Source organism: Brucella sp. MAB-22, assembly GCF_025908475.1.
GTDB classification, from domain to species: domain Bacteria; phylum Pseudomonadota; class Alphaproteobacteria; order Rhizobiales; family Rhizobiaceae; genus Brucella; species Brucella anthropi.
On sequence record NZ_CP109781.1, the window covers coordinates 660,966 to 676,720 of the forward strand.

Sequence of the window (15,755 nt, forward strand, 5' to 3'; positions counted from 1 at the left end):
TGCTCTATTTGCGGTCAAAGAAGGCTCAATGCAGGCGCTGTGCGATTAGGTGAGGTTGCCGGTCTTGACCATCAACCTTATGGGACCAGCGCCCTGTTGTCCAAGGACATCATCGGGATTTCGCAACGGACATTCGGAAAGCGAGAGACAACCGCAGCCGATGCAGCTCGTTATCTGGTCGCGAAGCTGCATCAGACTGTCAATACGTTCCTGAAGCATATCTTTCCAGGCTTCAGAAAACCGCCGCCAGTCTTCTACCGTTGGCACGTGATCGTGCGGAAGATCCGCCAAGGCCTCACGAATGATCACCAGAGGGATGCCCGCGCGCTGCGCGATCTTGATAATGGCGATGCGGCGCAGCACAGCGCGGTGATAGCGACGCTGGTTTCCTTCCGTACGCCAGCCTTCGATCAGGCCCTTGGTTTCATAGAAATGAACCGTGGAGACCGCCACACCGGCGCGCCGGGAAACATCACCGACCGCCAGGCTTTTCTTGAGACCAGACTGTTCCATATCGTCAAACTCAATCATGCAAACTGTGTAGGCTGCGGCCTCATGGCAATGCAAGATATCTCATAAATCCGTGTCATGTCTCAGTGCGCGATAATTGCGGCGCGCCCATAGCAATGGGCGTGAATGCAACGGCAAATCAGTGTCCGTTACCAGCCCGGCAAAAAGCGTGTGATCCGCCATTGGAACGCTGCCCGCCAATTCGCAATCGATGGCAGCCGAAGCGCCAAAGAGATGCGGCCTGCCAGACGGCCATTCCCCCCATACGCCGATGAGGAAGCGTTGCGCATGCTGTACCTTGCCTGCGAAGGCATCACCGATCATTTCCTGCCCTTCCGCGAGCATGGCAAGCGAGAAACCGCCATCCGCCATGATTGCTGTAGCCAGTGCACTGTCACTTTTCACCGAGACCAGAACCATCGGCGGTTCTGCTGAAAGTGATAAGACTGCGGTTACCGTGCGACCATGGGCCTCTCCTGCATCGCACGCTGTCACCACGGACACGGTGGATGCCATCCGCGACATCGCATCCGCGAACTCTCGTTTCGAAACAGCACCTATTGCGTCGCGATCTAAGTGCAGCACGTTTCTGTTCATCATCTTGCAAACCCTTCGGATTGAATACCTGTGTAGCGCCGGTCGGAAACACCCCGCAGCGTTTCCGACCGGCTATGGCCTTGCGGCGGGATACCCGCTCGGCCACATCGAACTGAAACGAGCACTACTCGGAATGCTGTTTCAGATAGGCAATCATGTTTTCGAGGTCTTTTTCCTTGGTCAGTCCGGCAAAAACCATCCAGGTGCCTTTGACCCTGGCCTGCGGTTTCCTGAGAAAGCTCTTCAGTTCATCCTCATTCCAGACAAGCCCCTCGGCGGCGGCCTTGCGCATCGCGTCCGAATAGGGATAGCCGGGATAGGATGCGGCTGTTCGGCCCACGACACCGTTCAATGACGGCCCACGCTTGCTCTTGTCAGCCTCGGCTGTGTGGCAGACGGAGCACCGCTTGAAGAGTTTTTCTCCCGCACTAGCGTCATCCTCCGCGCCAAAGGCAGCTGTTGAGACGAAGAGCGCAGCGGGAAATGCCAGGGGAACAAGAAGAAGCGACAAGCGCATGGGCGATACTCCAGATGATCGGCCATGCTTCTCTAGTTCCTCAACCTTGGTTGAGGTCAAGTGCAAATCCTGCTTGTTTCGTCACTTTTTAGAATCCTCATTTGATAAAATGTGCGGAAGTGTTCAGCACGGCCCCACCGAAGCGGTTGCGGCATCGTCATGGATCTCCGCGCAGGAGGTTCTCCGTCCATCCTGCATCCGGCGGAGACGCGAACGTGCTTTTCCATGGCGCGCTGTAGCGTCAGGCAGTGCCCGGCAAGCTGCATTAAATAAAACATTCACAAAGTTGTGTGGCTGGCGTCGAAGAACTGGTAAACATTTTCAACCACTTATGTTCGGGCATGTTTCGCTTGTCGGCTTTTAGGGCTTAGTTTCAGCGTCTTAGCCGAAGGGAGAAATTGACAGTCCGCCTTTCCATCCTGTATCGATCTTTAGGTTTTGAACATCGTTCAATATATTGAACAATCGAAAGGTTCTCCCAAGGCCTTCTTTCAAAGCCACCGGTGCATCGGCTGCATCGGAGAATTACGGATACGCTTCCTTCCCAAGACAGAAGCAGGTCCGGGATAAGCCCAGCGTTGTGTGCCGGTGAGGAAATGAGAGACCTCGGCGCTGGTGAATGTGATAAGGGTGGAATGATGACAACAGAGATCAAGCCATTTTCGTTCGACACCGTCGGTTCGATGCTCGTCGAATGGAGCGCTGCGAAGCGCCTCGGCGAAATCCTCGGCGAACGGTTTTCCGAACGCAATATTCTGATCGTGACGGACAAAGGCCTGCACAAGGCAGGCGTTCTCGACCATGCACTGGCTTCTTTGGAGAAAGCTGGTTTCGGTATCAGCGTTTTCGATGACGTGGTGGCCGATCCGCCGGAATCCGTGCTGTTTACCTGCGTCGAGCAAGCAAAGACCGCTGGTTGCGACATCGTGCTCGGTTTGGGTGGCGGTTCGTCCATGGATATCGCCAAGCTCGCAGCAGTGCTGCTTGTCTCCGAACAGGAACTTTCCGAACTGTATGGTATCGGCAAGGTGCAGGGCAGCCGTCTTCCGCTGATCCAAATCCCGACCACAGCTGGAACCGGATCTGAAGTCACGAACATCACCATTCTGACGACCGGTGAAACCACGAAGATGGGCGTCGTTGCCCGTCAGCTCTACGCCGATTTCGTTATTCTCGATGCAGAACTGACCTGTGGCCTGCCTGCCCTACATACAGCCGCAACCGGCATCGACGCCATGGTCCACGCAATCGAGGCCTATACAAGCCGGATCAAGAAGAACCCGCTGTCCGACGCATTTGCACGCGAAGCGCTGAAGCTTCTTTCGGCCAATCTGATCGCCGCTTGCGAAAACGGCAATGATCGTCATGCCCGTGAGGCCATGCTACTCGGCGCGAATTATGCCGGTCAGGCTTTCTCCAACTCGCCCGTCGGCGCTGTTCACGCGTTGGCTTATCCGCTCGGCGGTCACTACCATGTGCCGCATGGCCTTTCCAATGCGCTGATGCTGGGGCCTGTGCTGCGTTACAACATGGCGGGCGCTGCCACGCTTTACGCAGAACTCGCCGATCTGCTGCTGGAGAAATCCGAAGGCACGACGGAAGAGCGTTCTGCAGCATTCGTCACCTATATGGAAGGGCTGATGAACAAGTCCGGCGCACCGCGCCGCCTGCGTGATGTCGGCGTGACGGAAGAAAGCCTCGAAATGCTCGCGCGCGACGCAATGCTGCAAACACGGCTTCTGGGTAACAACCCGGTCGATGTAACCGAGGCCGACGCTCTGGCGCTTTATCGCGAAGCTTTCTGATCAAACATAACGACCTGACGGACCGGACACCGGAGAAGCGAGCTGACAGCTGCTTCTCCGCAGCTTGTCTCTGTGTCTTTGGAGAATAAATTGAGCACTGAACGTATCGACGGTCAGGAGCAGCCCTATTGGCCTGCCGGACCATTCAAAATTCGTCTGCCTTTCGTTCACTACAAATTCGAATGGCCCGATTATTTTCAAGGGCTGCTGATGTGCGCAGTGGATCTGTCGGCCATCCCGCTCATGACTGAACTTCTTGGGATGCCTTTCGAGGTCGCCCTTGCTGTGGTCGTGCTGAACGGCTTGTTCTATCTTGCGCATCATCTTCTGGGCGATCCCGTTGTTCCGGGCTGGATCACGCCTGCCATCCCGCTTCTGATGGCCTATTGCTCCACATTCCCCGAAGGTCCCGAACGCGTTCACGCTCTGGTCGCATTCCAAATGATGCTCGGCATATTCTCGATCTTTATCGGTGCGACGGGCATGGCGCATCGGGTGGTGCAGCTTATTCCCGCCGCCATCAAGGCGGGTATCATTGTCGGCGCCGGATTTGCCGCCGTGATATCGGTTTTCCAGCTGGGCGGACGTTTCGATACGTTCCCGTTCACGATCACCATTGCTGTTGGCCTCGGCTTCTACGTCATCTTCTCCCGCCATTTTGCGCGTATCAAGAACAGTAATCCGGTGCTTGCCATTGTCGGAAAGCTTGGTGTGTTCCCGATCATTCTGCTCGCTGTCGTTATCGCTCCCCTCTTCGGTGAAGCACAGTGGCCAAAGCTTGAATGGTCGATCACAAGTCCGGATTTCACCACGCTATGGCGCGAATATACGGTTTTCGGCCTCGGCTTGCCGCCGCTTTCGATGTTCCTCAGCGCAATCCCGACAATGCTTGCGGCCTATATCGTCGTGTTCGGCGATGTCCTGCAAAGCCGCGCCATTCTGAAGGAAGCCGATGAAGCGCGTCCTGATGAAAAAGTGGACTACAACCCCGACCGGGCCCATCTCATCTTTGGCGGACGCAATGCTGCAATGAGTGTTCTTGGACCGGATGTATGCATGTGCGGCCCGCTCTGGTCGGCTATGCACGTCGTCATCACCGAGCGTTTTTCGCAAGGAAAGAAGGCCATGCATTCGATCTTTGGTGGCGCAGGCTCATTTCGCTGGGGCACCAATACCGGCTTGTTTCTGATGCCGATCGTCACTCTGGTGCAGCCGATCCTTGGCGTCGCACTCGCCCTCACCTTGCTTATTCAGGGATATGTTTCGGTTCGCGTCGGCATTCTCGAAGCACGTTCCCAACGCGATCTTGGCATTGCCGGTGTGGTCGGTGCGGTTCTTGCCACTCGCGGTGCAGCCTGGGCTTTTGCGACCGGTGTCGTCCTCTGCCTTTTGATATATGGCCGTGACTTCTTCCGTGGTGAAGTAGACAACACTTTTACCAAAGACAACTGACCGATAGCCCTCCCGGTCCCACCGGGAGGGCTTCTGGTTTTTATCCACTCACGACTTCAGGCAACGGTCGATCCACTGTCATCGCATGATCGAGAACCCGTTGCAGATTGGCGGCGTGACGGAAACTCGGTTCCAGTTCCGTACCATCGGCCACAGCACGCGCAAAACGCTGGTAGTTCGTCTCTACCGTTCCCGCATCGATGTCCCGCCAGACTGGCGTTTCAATGTCCTCGCCGATGGAACCACGCAGGCTTGAGCCTGTCGGTGCGTGGAGGATTTCCAGCGCACCCTTGTCGCCATGGATCCGCAGCCGCAGCTCGTTCAGGTGCCCCGTTGCCCAACGGCTGGCGTGAATGACACCCAGCGCGCCATTGGCGTATTCCGCCATCATGACGAAGCTGTCATTCGCATCGAGCACATACTCACCGATATGGTTATTATCCGCCTTTTCAAATGTCTTGAGACGTGCCGAGGCCCGCTCCACATCGCTGCCGATAGCATAGCTCGCAAAGTCGAGAATATGGATGCCGACATCGCCCAGAACACCGTTCGAACCGTGTCGGGTCGAAAGGCGCCAGAGCCATTTGCTTTCAGTTTTCCAGTCGCCCCATGTCTTCGAGACCAGCCAGCTTTGCAGATAGGACGCCTCGAAATGGCGCACCTGGCCGATCTCACCCGCCATCACCATTTCGCGCGCCTTTTGCAGGGGCGCGACATTGCGATAGGTCAGGTTGACCATGTTGATGACATTGGCCTGCTCGGCAGCATCCGCCATTTCAGCGGCTTTTTCGTAGCTTTCTGCAAGCGGTTTTTCGCAGAAGACATGCTTTCCCGCGCCCACCAGCGCAAGTGTGGTCGGATGATGAATGGCATCCGGCGTGACATTGGCAACGGCATCGAAGCGGCCCCACTCCAGCGCATCCTCAAGCCGCGTGAAGCGGTTGTGGATGTCGTGATTTTCAGAGAAGCCATCGACACGCTCCGCCGAAACGTCACATGCGGCAACCACCTCGACGCCCTCGATGGCCTTGAAGGCTTCGGCATGGTTTTTCGCCATGCCGCCTGTTCCCAGAATAAGAAGACGCATCATGCACCTCAACGATAACCGGCTTCGCCCGGCTTGTGCAGTTTAGGCCCACGCTCGACAATAGGCTCCGGCGCCTTGTCGACCGGAACATTCGGCGCGGTGTGAATGCCCGCCCATGCCGGTTGCGGATTGTAGGCCCATTTGACCGAGTTGCGCAGAACCGTCTGCACATTCGCATCATGATAGGTTGGGTAGGTTTCATGACCGGGGCGGAAGTAGAACACATTGCCCGCACCGCGCCGCCATGTCATGCCCGAGCGGAAGACTTCACCGCCCGCGAACCACGAGATGAAAACGGTTTCGAGCGGTTCCGGCACGGAAAACTGTTCACCGTACATTTCCTCGTTCTCAAGCACAAAGTTCTCGTCCAGTCCCTGTGTGATCGGATGGCCGCGATTGACCACCCAGAGCCGCTCGCGCTCGCCCGCTTCACGCCATTTGAGCGCACAGGGCGTTCCCATCAGACGCTTGAAGATTTTGGAGAAATGTCCGGAATGGAGTACGATAAGCCCCATCCCTTCGAAGACGCGTTTGGCCACGCGTTCCACAACCTCGTCACTGACGCCACCATGATCCTTGTGGCCCCACCAGACCAGCACGTCGGTCTTGGCGAGACGCTCTTCAGTCAAGCCGTGCTCTGGTTCCTGCAGGGTGGCAGTCGTCGCTTCGATGGCGCTATCCTCGCTCAGCGCCCTGGCGATAGTGTTGTGCATGCCGTCCGGATAAACCGAACGCACTGTTTCATTGATCTGCTCGTGAATGTTTTCACCCCAGACGATGGTAAGAATAGGCACGAGTATTCTCCTTACTGCGGGCATCACAGCCCATTTGTCTCATGTGTCATTAAGCTTGGGAGGTCAGCGTCAGACGGCGCGGCCCTTTTCATCGAAACGATGAATGTTTTCACCCATCGGGGAAACCGAAAGCGTCTCACCTGATTTACGCGCTGCCACGCCGCTTTCGCGGACCACCAGCGGTTCCTCCAGGCCGAGATCGATATAGACATAGGTATCGGAACCGAGAATTTCGGTATGGATTACCTGACCGGTCCAGTGACCATTTTCGTGTACGATAGCGAGATGTTCGGGACGCAAGCCCACTGTATGCGCGCCAAAAGGCTCACTATATCTGCCGGTCAGGAAATTCATCTTCGGTGATCCGATGAACCCGGCGACGAAAAGCGAATTTGGCTTTTCGTAAAGCTCGAGCGGCGTTCCGATCTGCTCCACGCGTCCGTCGCGCAGCACACAGATGCGGTCGGCCAGCGTCATCGCCTCCACCTGATCGTGCGTCACATAGATCATGGTGGTGTCTTCCATGCTCTGGTGGAGCTTGGCGATCTCAAGCCTTGTAGCCACACGTAGCGCCGCATCGAGGTTGGACAAGGGTTCATCGAAGAGGAATACTTTCGGATCGCGCACGATGGCACGACCAATCGCGACACGCTGCCGCTGCCCACCGGAAAGCTGGCGTGGCAGGCGCTCGAGATAAGGCGTCAGCTGCAGCATCTCCGCAGCCTTGTGAATGCGGCTCTTGCATTCATCCTTGCTCTTGCCCGCGAGTTGCATGCCGAAGGCCATGTTCTCGTAGACTGTCATATGCGGATAAAGCGCATAGGACTGGAACACCATGGCGATGCCGCGCTTCGAAGGTGCGAAGCTGTTGACCACCGTTCCGTCGATGGACAGATCACCCGATGAGATTTCCTCCAAGCCTGCAATGAGGCGCAATAGCGTGGACTTTCCGCAACCGGATGGACCGACGAAGACCATGAACTCGCCGGGCCGGATATCCATATCCACGCCCTTGATGACCTCGAAGTTACCGAAAGACTTGCGCACATCGCGCAACTGAAGTTCTGCCATGGTTGTACCTAACCCTTTACGCCGCCTGCCGTCAGACCGGACACGATCCGCCGCTGGAAGATGAGCACGAGGATGACGAGGGGAACCGTCACGATGACGGAAGCCGCCATGATGTTGCCCCAGGGGATTTCAAACTGACTGCTGCCGGACAGAAGCGCGATAGCCACAGGCACGGTGCGCTGGCTGCCCGAAGAGGTGAAGGTGAGCGCGAACAGGAACTCGTTCCATGCCGAGATGAAAGCGAGCAATCCGGTTGTCACCAGCGCCGGCCACATCAGTGGCATGAAAACACGCGTGATAATCACCCATGGCGATGCGCCATCCACGATGGCCGCTTCCTCAATCTCGATCGGCAGGTCACGCATGAAGGTGGTGAGGACCCAGACCGTAAACGGCAGCGTGAAGATCATATAGGAGAAGATCAGCGCCAGCGGCGTATTGAAGATGCCGAGGAAGCGGATCAGCTCGAACAGACCCGCCAGAACGGCGATCTGCGGAAACATGGACACCGAAAGAATGGTGAGAAGCAACAAGCCCCGTCCGCGAAAACTCACACGCGCCAGCGCATAGGCAGCTGTCACGGCCAGCAACAGCGAGATTGCCACTACAACGGTAGCCACCAGCAGTGAATTGCCAAGACTGCGTAGGAAGCTGCCCTGCGTGAGAACACCGGCATAATTGTCGAGCGAGAAACTGCTTGGCCAGTAATCGACCTGAAACAGCGCCGTCCCGGATTTGAGACTGGTGATGATCGCATAATAGAACGGGAACACCGCGATCAAAATGATGAGCGCCACCAGCAGATAGAAGCTGAGGGTTTTCACATAGTGCATCATGCTATTCCCCCCCTGCTGCCGACATTGACGCGTCCGAAGAACATGTAGAGCACGGTGATCGCCGCAATGATGAGGAACAGCATCGTCGATGCCGCCGCACCATAGGCGAATTTGTCGAAATCGAAGAGATTTTCGCGGGCGAAAACCGACATGGTCTTGGTCTGCGCGTTATTCGGCGTCAGCACATAGATCAGATCGAAGATGCGCAAGGCATCCAGCATACGGAAGATGATCGCCACCATCAGCGCTGGACGGATCAACGGCAGCGTTACCCGCCAGAACACCTTGACCGGATGCACGCCATCGATCTTGGCCGCTTCGTAAATGTCGGATGGCACCATTTGCAGACCGGCCAGAATAAGCAGCGCCATGAAGGGCGTCGTCTTCCAGACGTCGACAATCAGGATCGCAATCATCGCGGTGTCGGGATTGGCCGTCCAGGCGATCTTCTGGCTGATGAGGCCCAGATTGAGCAGGATATGATTGAGGATGCCGAACTGGTCGTTGAGCATCCAGCCCCACATCTTGGCTGAAACAATCGTCGGGATTGCCCACGGGATCAGGATTGCGGCGCGCACGAGCCCACGCCCCCGGAAATTCGCGTTCAGCACCAGAGCGACGATCAATCCAAAAATCGTTTCAAGGCTGACCGACAGAATAGTGAACCGGATCGTGTTCCAGACCGCACCCCACCAGGCGGGATCAGCCAGAAGACCGCGATAGACGGTACGCCCGCTCTTGAGCGTCACCCAGGACAGATAATTGTTAAAGCCAACGAATTCCGCCGTACCGAGGCTCGTCAGCGATGCATTGGTGAAACTGAAATAGATGGTCCGCAGCAGCGGCCAGCCCGCCACCAGCGCCAGCACGATCAGTGTTGGTGCGAGAAACACCCATGCCGACCGGATACGCTGCGCGCGCAGATCGGAGTGAACCCGGCTTTTTGTGGCCGAGCTCCCCGACATATCGAGAGAAGTCTCCGTCATGATCCCACTCTTGGTCCTGCTCAGAGAAACTGGAGCGTCCGGGCTGCCCTTTTCGGGGGCTTGGGAGGACAACCCGGACGCGGCTTGATCGGTCCCTACCAGCCGGAGCCTTCCAGCTCAGTCAGCTCGACCTCAAGCATTTCGAGATTCTCCGCAGCCGTACCGTTGCCCGAGAGCGTCTTGTGCACGGCAGTCCAGAATTTCGACGACACTTCGTTGTATTTCACCTTCGTCGCAGCGGACGGGCGCGGCACTGCATTCTGGAAGATCGGCTTCCAGTTGGCCATGAATGGCTGCGCTGCAATGATATCCTTGTCGTCGTAAAGCACTTCAATGGTTGGCAGGCGCGAAATCTGGACCGCCTGCACCTTCTGCACTTCCGGCGATGCCAGATATTTCACCAGCGCGATGGCAGCATCCTGCTTGGTGGAATATTTGGAAACGGCGAGATTCCAGCCGCCAAGCGTCGAGGATGGCGCGTCGCCCTCAGCACCGGCAGGCAATGGCGCAACGTCGAACTTGCCTTTCACGCCGCTATCGGCACTGTTGCCAAGCGCATAGGCGTAAGGCCAGTTGCGCATGAAGACGGCATTGCCGGTCTGCCAGACGCCACGCGATTCCTCTTCCTGATAGGCGAGTGCGCCCTGCGGCGATATCGAACCGATCCAGCCCTTGGCGCGATCGATCGCTGCCGCAGCCTTTTCATTGTTGATGGAAATCGTGCCGTCGGCTTCGACGATCTGGCCGCCACCCGACGACTTTACCCATTCGAGCGCATTACAGGTCAGGCCCTCATAGGCATTGCCCTGAAACACGAAACCCCAGAGATCGGACTTTCCCTCGGCCCGTTCCTTGTCCATGATTTCCTTGGCAGTCGCCGTCATCTCGTCCCAGGTCTTGGGAACCTGCTTGTTGTATTTTTCGAGGAGATCCTTGCGATAGAAAAGTGCCGGAGCGTCAGTATAGAATGGCAACGCAACCAGCTTTCCATTCACGGTCTGCGACGCGATAATGGACGGGAAATGCGCGCCCGTGACATCCTTGGTGGCTTCCGTCAGATCAACAAACTGTTCGGACAGCTGCGGCGCCCAGACTACATCCGTCTGGTAAACGTCGATATCGGCGTTACCGGCTGCAAGCCACAGACGATACTGGCTGAACTGCTCGCTGCTTGACGATGGCATCGAGACGATGTTGACCTTGTTGCCGGTATCCTTCTCGAACTTGACGATCTGCTCCTGCAGAAACTTGATGTTATTGCCCGTTGAATTGGCTGCGATGGAAATCTCCACCGCATGAGCGCTCACTGTCGCCATACCAAATGCCACGCAGGCCGCGAGCACACCCTGAAAAGCCTTCATTGTTCCCTCCTCCCATCCATTCTGTAAGCGGTTTGATAAAATCGAAAACGGTTTGGATGGCGAAAAGGTTGCAGAGGACCGCATTTCTGTCAAGCCGCAGATTCTGCACCATGCTTCACTTCATCCAACACCAACCATGAAACAGCGATATTTCAATATCTTACCGTTCCGTTTCATTGTTGATTGTCGGTCTGGAGCCTTAGCTTCCCAAACATCACAAAGCGAAAACTGAAACAAACTTGAAATCGGTTTGGTTTTCGTGCACCCTATATGTTGCAGCAGTTCAAAGAACTCAACCGACCAATTGTTAATCGCAAGGAAGCGGCTATAATCCGCTGCCTTGCCTGCCTGAATAATTCGAAAGCCAAATGAAGCTCCGTGAATTCGCCAAACATCTCGGCCTCTCAGCCACGACCGTCAGCCGGGCGTTGAGCGGCTATCCCGAAGTGGCGGAAAGCACGCGCAAGCGGGTCATGGACGAGGCTGTACGTCTCGGTTACCGGCCTAACGTCAACGCGGTCAGACTGGTTACCGGGCGTGCCGGTGCAATCGGCGTCGTGATGGGCCGCAACAGCGAGTTTCACTTCGCCGAGTTCATGCGCGGCATGGCAGAACGGCTCAGTCAGGATGAAGTCGATATTCTCGTCAGCCCGATTGCAAACAACGGCACCGACGACGAAGTGCAGCTTTGCCGACGTCTGGCCACCAGCCATCGCGTCGATGCCATCATCGTGACATCTCCAAAGCCCAATGATGAGCGCATCCGCATGCTGCACGAACTGGGCATGCCATTCCTCGTGCACGGACGGTCTGAAACCGATATTCCGCATGCATGGCTCGACATCGACAATGAAGGCGCAGTTTACCGTTCGACTGCCCATCTGCTCGACCTCGGCCACCGTCGGATTGCAATGATAAACGGTCGCTACGGCTTCACCTTTTCGCTTCATCGCGACGAAGGCTACCGGAACGCTCTCGAAAGCAGAGGCATCGCCTTCGATCCGGAACTTGTCGAGCACGGCGACTTCACGGACGAGATCGGTTATCGTCTCGCGCGCAAACTTCTGGAGCGCGATCCGCGCCCGACCGCGTTTGTTGCCGGCTCTATGATGACTGCGCTTGGCATATACCGGGCCGCGCGCTCTTTCGGCCTGACTATCGGCAAGGATATTTCCGTCATCGCCCATGACGATGTCATCTCGTTCCTGAGCGCCGACAATATGGTGCCGTCCCTGACCGCAACCCGCTCGTCGATGCGCGCTGCGGGAAAACGTTGCGCCGATCTCCTGATGGACATACTCGACGGACGCGCGGCAACTGACATCCATGAATTATGGCCGGTCGAACTGATCCTGCGAGAATCAGCAACCCGCGTGCCGGAATGGGCCTAGTAATATTCAAGATTTGACGCGATTTGTCAGATTCAGGCCGCTGGTGTAGATTTGTCGTGCAACGCGGAATTGGTTCAGCACGTAGAAATACGCATCCGAAACCAAGCCGCGTTGCATGCGGTTTATATCGGAGTAAAAATTGCGTAGTGAACAATCTATTCTTCAAATTTCAATAGCGGTTACTCTTCTGGTTGCTGGTTTCGGTGTCGTTTTCGGCCTGTTATCCGGCTCATTTTCTATCGTATTCGATGGTGTTTACATGCTGGCTGATGCTGCGATGAGCGGCTTAGCTCTCCTCGTCTCACGCCTCATCGCCCTTTCTGCCTTACCGGAACAGCCACGCGGAAAATTGCGCGATCGCTTCACAATGGGCTTCTGGCATCTCGAACCGATGGTGCTTGGCCTTAACGGTATGATGCTCACCGGCGTTGCGATCTACGCGCTCATCAACGCAGTCGGCAGCCTGATGGATGGCGGACGCGATCTCGAATTCAGCTACGCGATTTTCTATGCCGTCGTTGCCCTGATTGCCTGCCTCGGTATGGCACTCCTGGAAATGCGTGCAAACCGAACCCTAAAATCAGATTTCGTCGCACTTGATGCCAAAGCCTGGATCATGTCCGGCGGCATAACCGCGGCACTTCTGATCGCTTTTTCGGTCGGCTATGCCATTGAAGGAACAGAACTCGGCTGGCTGACGCCCTATATCGATCCGGCAGTTCTCGCGGTTGTTTGTCTTGTCATCATCCCCATGCCGGTCGGCACGATCAGACAGGCATTGGCTGACATATTTCTTGTTACGCCTATCGACCTTAAGCAGCATGTCGATGCGGTTGCGGAAGAGTTCGTCAAACGCAACGGCTTTCTGTCATACCGCGCTTATGTCGCCAAGGTCGGTCGCGGCAAGCAGATCGAACTCTATTTCATCGTTCCGCCCGATCTTCCGCCACGAAAGCTCGAGGAGTGGGATGCGTTACGCGACGAAATCGGTAATGCACTCGGCGGTGAGGGGCCGGACCGGTGGTTGACCATCGCGTTTACGACGGATGTGGAGTGGGCCGTCTGACCTGAATGGTTGTTACTCGTTCGTCAGCGACAACTGTCGGCGCAGCCGCATCGTGCGGCTGTCCCCCGGCTGACGAGGCAGCCGATTGAAAGCATTCAAATAATTGGTCTTGGTGCGCATGATGTGCGCCTCCAGTATTTCCCGCAATTCCTCGGGCTTGTCGGCATCGGCCAGCTCGATGATGGTGGCATGGTCGGCGAAGGATCGCGCAGGCTCGCCTTCGGCACCGATGGCAAGATGTGTCCGCAAGGCTGCGACGCGCCCCAGAATGCTGTCATAGGCACGGGCGAGATAGCGATTACCGCAGACGCGGAAAAAGGCCAGATGGAATTCGGTGTCGCAACGCCCGTAAGCGCGCAGATCGTCCTCATCTATTGCCGCACGCATAAGATCGTACTGCTTTTTCAATTGAGAGACGAGCTTCTTGCGATTGCCGATCAGCGCCAACCGCATGGCCTGATCTTCCAGCCCGACGCGGAAATCGCAAAGCTCGGCTATATCTTCCTGCGTCGGCGTGAAAACATAGGTGCCGGACTTCGGAACGATGTGAACCAGTTCCTGCATCTGCAGAATGTTGAGTGCCTCGCGCACCGGCGTGCGACTGACATCGAAAGCCGCAGCGAGCATGTCTTCGGAGAGGTTCTCTCCGAATTGAAACTCTGCATCGACAATGGCACCGCGAATACGTTCGGCGATGCTGCTTGCCAGCGACTTCTTGCTCTTGCCTCGAATCTCTCTCATGTCCGAATCTTACAGACGCCTTATTGCGACGTATAGAGCGGTTGAAACCGCATTCAAATTACACCCATCAACGATGACGGGCCCGACCGAAAACCGGACCCGTCAATCTGATTAGTCCCGTTTGGCTTTCAGGCTCATGCAGAGGAAGAAGCCAAGGATCGGGAAGATGGACAAAGCCAGCAGCGACAGCGAGAAGCTGTCAGTCGTGGATTTGACCCAGCCGACCAGATAGGGCCCTGTGAACCCGCCAAGCTGTGCAAAGCCATTGATGGCCGCAAGTCCACCAGCGGCAGCGGCGCCGGACAGGAATTGCGTCGGCAGCGTCCAGAACACGCCGAGATAGGACCACAGGAAGAACGCGCAGACCGACAGGAGCACGAGGCTCAGGATCGGCGACGGAGCCAGCGCGCTGGCGGCAAGAAAGACACCGCCGAACAGGCCGGCAATTGCCGTGTGGATCTTGCGCTCGCCGGTACGATCCGAACTGCGCGAAATCACGACAAGTCCGATCGCGGCAAACACGAACGGAATGGCCGAAATGAGCCCGGTCTGCGCTGCGGTATAATCGCCAAGGCTCTTTACGATCTGCGGCAACCACATGATCACGCCGTAAACAGCGATACCGTTGAACATATAAACCAGCGTCAGAAGCCAGACGCGGTAATCGCTGAACACTTCTTTGAGCGAGTGACGGGTATCGGCCTGCTTGCCTGTATTTTCCTTGGCAAGTTCGGCCATCAGCCATGCGCGTTCGTCGGCGGTCAGCCAACGCTTGTCCTTTTCCGGACTGTCGACCAGATAGAAGAAGGTCACGACACCGAGGATCACGGCGGGAAGCCCTTCAAGAATGAACATCGCCTGCCAGCCATGCAAACCGAAAAGCCCCTCGCCCGCATCCATCAGCCAGCCGGAGAACGGTGCGCCCACGACGATGGAAAGCACGGTTGCAGTCATGAACAGGGCCGTTGCGCGACCACGTTCCTTGGCCGGGAACCAGTAGGTCAGATAAAGCAGAACGCCCGGCGCAAAACCGGCTTCTGCCACGCCAAGCAGGAAGCGCAGAACATAGAACGAAACCGGGCCCTGCACGAAAGCCATGGCGCAGGACACGATCCCCCACGTGACCATGATGCGCGCAATCCAGACGCGCGAGCCGAGCTTGTGCAGCATCATGTTGCTCGGCACTTCGAACAGCATATAGCCAATGAAGAAAATACCCGCACCGATGCCAAACATATAGGGTGTCAGGCCGATATCATTGTTCATGTGAAGCGCGGCGTAGCCGATATTCACACGGTCGAGATAGTTGACGATAAAGCAGATAAAGCAGAACAGAACGATCCGCAGATTGAGCTTGCGAATGGTGCTGTCGCGCAGGTCGGGCGTTGCGCCGACCGCACTCAGAGTGGAATTGACCACGATGTCCTCCCAGGTCTCCGCTCACGTTCCAGCATGAGCGGCATGCAATAATCTTTGCGGGAGCTGTCACACGTTAATGCGCGCTCCCGTTCAGAGCTTCATCAGCGGAAATGGAACCGAGG

At 56.5% G+C, this 15,755-nt stretch carries 15 protein-coding genes; 4 read left to right on the top strand and 11 right to left on the bottom strand.

The window, feature by feature from the left end; translation table 11 throughout:
- Window positions 1–45: 45 nt before the first annotated feature.
- The 3 genes from soxR to OHI65_RS03050 all read right to left on the bottom strand — a co-directional run bounded on the left by soxR (window position 46) and on the right by OHI65_RS03050 (window position 1,624).
- Window positions 46–513, bottom strand: a complete 468-nt coding sequence (gene soxR, locus OHI65_RS03040; RefSeq protein ID WP_125300860.1) for a redox-sensitive transcriptional activator SoxR — start codon at window positions 511–513, stop codon at window positions 46–48.
- A gap of 60 nt (window positions 514–573) precedes the next feature.
- Entirely contained in the window at window positions 574–1,110 is a 537-nt protein-coding gene (locus OHI65_RS03045; RefSeq protein ID WP_011982686.1) for a flavin reductase family protein, read from the bottom strand.
- A 121-nt stretch (window positions 1,111–1,231) separates the two neighbouring features.
- Complete coding sequence (locus OHI65_RS03050) at window positions 1,232–1,624, bottom strand: c-type cytochrome (RefSeq protein WP_011982685.1); 393 nt, start codon at window positions 1,622–1,624, stop codon at window positions 1,232–1,234.
- Between the two features lie 635 nt (window positions 1,625–2,259).
- Here OHI65_RS03050 and OHI65_RS03055 point away from each other — a divergent pair.
- Window positions 2,260–3,429 (top strand): iron-containing alcohol dehydrogenase, encoded by a 1,170-nt coding sequence (locus OHI65_RS03055; protein WP_125300766.1) that lies wholly within the window; start codon window positions 2,260–2,262, stop codon window positions 3,427–3,429.
- Between the two features lie 90 nt (window positions 3,430–3,519).
- Window positions 3,520–4,881, top strand: coding sequence for a hypothetical protein (locus OHI65_RS03060; RefSeq protein WP_010660906.1), 1,362 nt, complete (start codon window positions 3,520–3,522; stop codon window positions 4,879–4,881).
- Between the two features lie 40 nt (window positions 4,882–4,921).
- Here the strand turns inward: OHI65_RS03060 and OHI65_RS03065 are convergent, their stop codons facing one another.
- The 6 genes from OHI65_RS03065 to OHI65_RS03090 all read right to left on the bottom strand — a co-directional run bounded on the left by OHI65_RS03065 (window position 4,922) and on the right by OHI65_RS03090 (window position 11,016).
- The gene (locus OHI65_RS03065) at window positions 4,922–5,968 is read right to left on the bottom strand and encodes a Gfo/Idh/MocA family protein (protein WP_125300861.1); all 1,047 of its coding nucleotides are present in this window, start codon (window positions 5,966–5,968) and stop codon (window positions 4,922–4,924) included.
- An 8-nt stretch (window positions 5,969–5,976) separates the two neighbouring features.
- A complete protein-coding gene (locus OHI65_RS03070; protein WP_185757986.1) occupies window positions 5,977–6,762 on the bottom strand; it encodes a ThuA domain-containing protein in 786 nt (261 codons plus the stop codon).
- Between the two features lie 69 nt (window positions 6,763–6,831).
- Complete coding sequence (locus tag OHI65_RS03075) at window positions 6,832–7,833, bottom strand: ABC transporter ATP-binding protein (protein WP_010660903.1); 1,002 nt, start codon at window positions 7,831–7,833, stop codon at window positions 6,832–6,834.
- Between the two features lie 8 nt (window positions 7,834–7,841).
- Window positions 7,842–8,669, bottom strand: coding sequence for a carbohydrate ABC transporter permease (locus OHI65_RS03080; RefSeq protein ID WP_011982680.1), 828 nt, complete (start codon window positions 8,667–8,669; stop codon window positions 7,842–7,844).
- Window positions 8,666–9,655, bottom strand: coding sequence for a carbohydrate ABC transporter permease (locus OHI65_RS03085; protein WP_125300768.1), 990 nt, complete (start codon window positions 9,653–9,655; stop codon window positions 8,666–8,668). Before OHI65_RS03085 ends, OHI65_RS03080 begins: the two co-directional genes overlap by 4 nt.
- Before the next feature lie 95 nt (window positions 9,656–9,750).
- Complete coding sequence (locus OHI65_RS03090; protein ID WP_125300769.1) at window positions 9,751–11,016, bottom strand: ABC transporter substrate-binding protein; 1,266 nt, start codon at window positions 11,014–11,016, stop codon at window positions 9,751–9,753.
- 368 nt (window positions 11,017–11,384) lie between these two features.
- Between OHI65_RS03090 and OHI65_RS03095 the strand changes: the two genes are divergently transcribed.
- Both OHI65_RS03095 and OHI65_RS03100 read left to right on the top strand, forming a co-directional pair.
- Window positions 11,385–12,407, top strand: coding sequence for a substrate-binding domain-containing protein (locus OHI65_RS03095; RefSeq protein WP_029928076.1), 1,023 nt, complete (start codon window positions 11,385–11,387; stop codon window positions 12,405–12,407).
- A gap of 139 nt (window positions 12,408–12,546) precedes the next feature.
- Entirely contained in the window at window positions 12,547–13,473 is a 927-nt protein-coding gene (locus tag OHI65_RS03100; RefSeq protein ID WP_125300770.1) for a cation diffusion facilitator family transporter, read from the top strand.
- Between the two features lie 12 nt (window positions 13,474–13,485).
- Here the strand turns inward: OHI65_RS03100 and OHI65_RS03105 are convergent, their stop codons facing one another.
- Together OHI65_RS03105 and OHI65_RS03110 are read right to left on the bottom strand one after the other, a co-directional pair.
- Window positions 13,486–14,214, bottom strand: a complete 729-nt coding sequence (locus OHI65_RS03105) for a GntR family transcriptional regulator (RefSeq protein ID WP_011982676.1) — start codon at window positions 14,212–14,214, stop codon at window positions 13,486–13,488.
- Window positions 14,215–14,325: 111 nt separating this feature from the next.
- Window positions 14,326–15,633: an MFS transporter gene (locus OHI65_RS03110; protein ID WP_125300771.1), complete on the bottom strand. Its 1,308-nt coding sequence runs from the start codon at window positions 15,631–15,633 to the stop codon at window positions 14,326–14,328.
- Between the last annotated feature and the right edge of the window lie 122 nt (window positions 15,634–15,755).

Bases quoted from the DNA above. Each gene is read 5' to 3' on its own strand.
- soxR (WP_125300860.1), bottom strand. From the start codon at position 513: ATGGAACAGTCTGGTCTCAAGAAAAGCCTGGCGGTCGGTGATGTTTCC.
- OHI65_RS03045 (WP_011982686.1), bottom strand. From the start codon at position 1,110: ATGATGAACAGAAACGTGCTGCACTTAGATCGCGACGCAATAGGTGCT.
- OHI65_RS03050 (WP_011982685.1), bottom strand. From the start codon at position 1,624: ATGCGCTTGTCGCTTCTTCTTGTTCCCCTGGCATTTCCCGCTGCGCTC.
- OHI65_RS03055 (WP_125300766.1), top strand. From the start codon at position 2,260: ATGATGACAACAGAGATCAAGCCATTTTCGTTCGACACCGTCGGTTCG.
- OHI65_RS03065 (WP_125300861.1), bottom strand. From the start codon at position 5,968: ATGCGTCTTCTTATTCTGGGAACAGGCGGCATGGCGAAAAACCATGCC.
- OHI65_RS03075 (WP_010660903.1), bottom strand. From the start codon at position 7,833: ATGGCAGAACTTCAGTTGCGCGATGTGCGCAAGTCTTTCGGTAACTTC.
- OHI65_RS03080 (WP_011982680.1), bottom strand. From the start codon at position 8,669: ATGATGCACTATGTGAAAACCCTCAGCTTCTATCTGCTGGTGGCGCTC.
- OHI65_RS03085 (WP_125300768.1), bottom strand. From the start codon at position 9,655: ATGACGGAGACTTCTCTCGATATGTCGGGGAGCTCGGCCACAAAAAGC.
- OHI65_RS03090 (WP_125300769.1), bottom strand. From the start codon at position 11,016: ATGAAGGCTTTTCAGGGTGTGCTCGCGGCCTGCGTGGCATTTGGTATG.
- OHI65_RS03095 (WP_029928076.1), top strand. From the start codon at position 11,385: ATGAAGCTCCGTGAATTCGCCAAACATCTCGGCCTCTCAGCCACGACC.
- OHI65_RS03105 (WP_011982676.1), bottom strand. From the start codon at position 14,214: ATGAGAGAGATTCGAGGCAAGAGCAAGAAGTCGCTGGCAAGCAGCATC.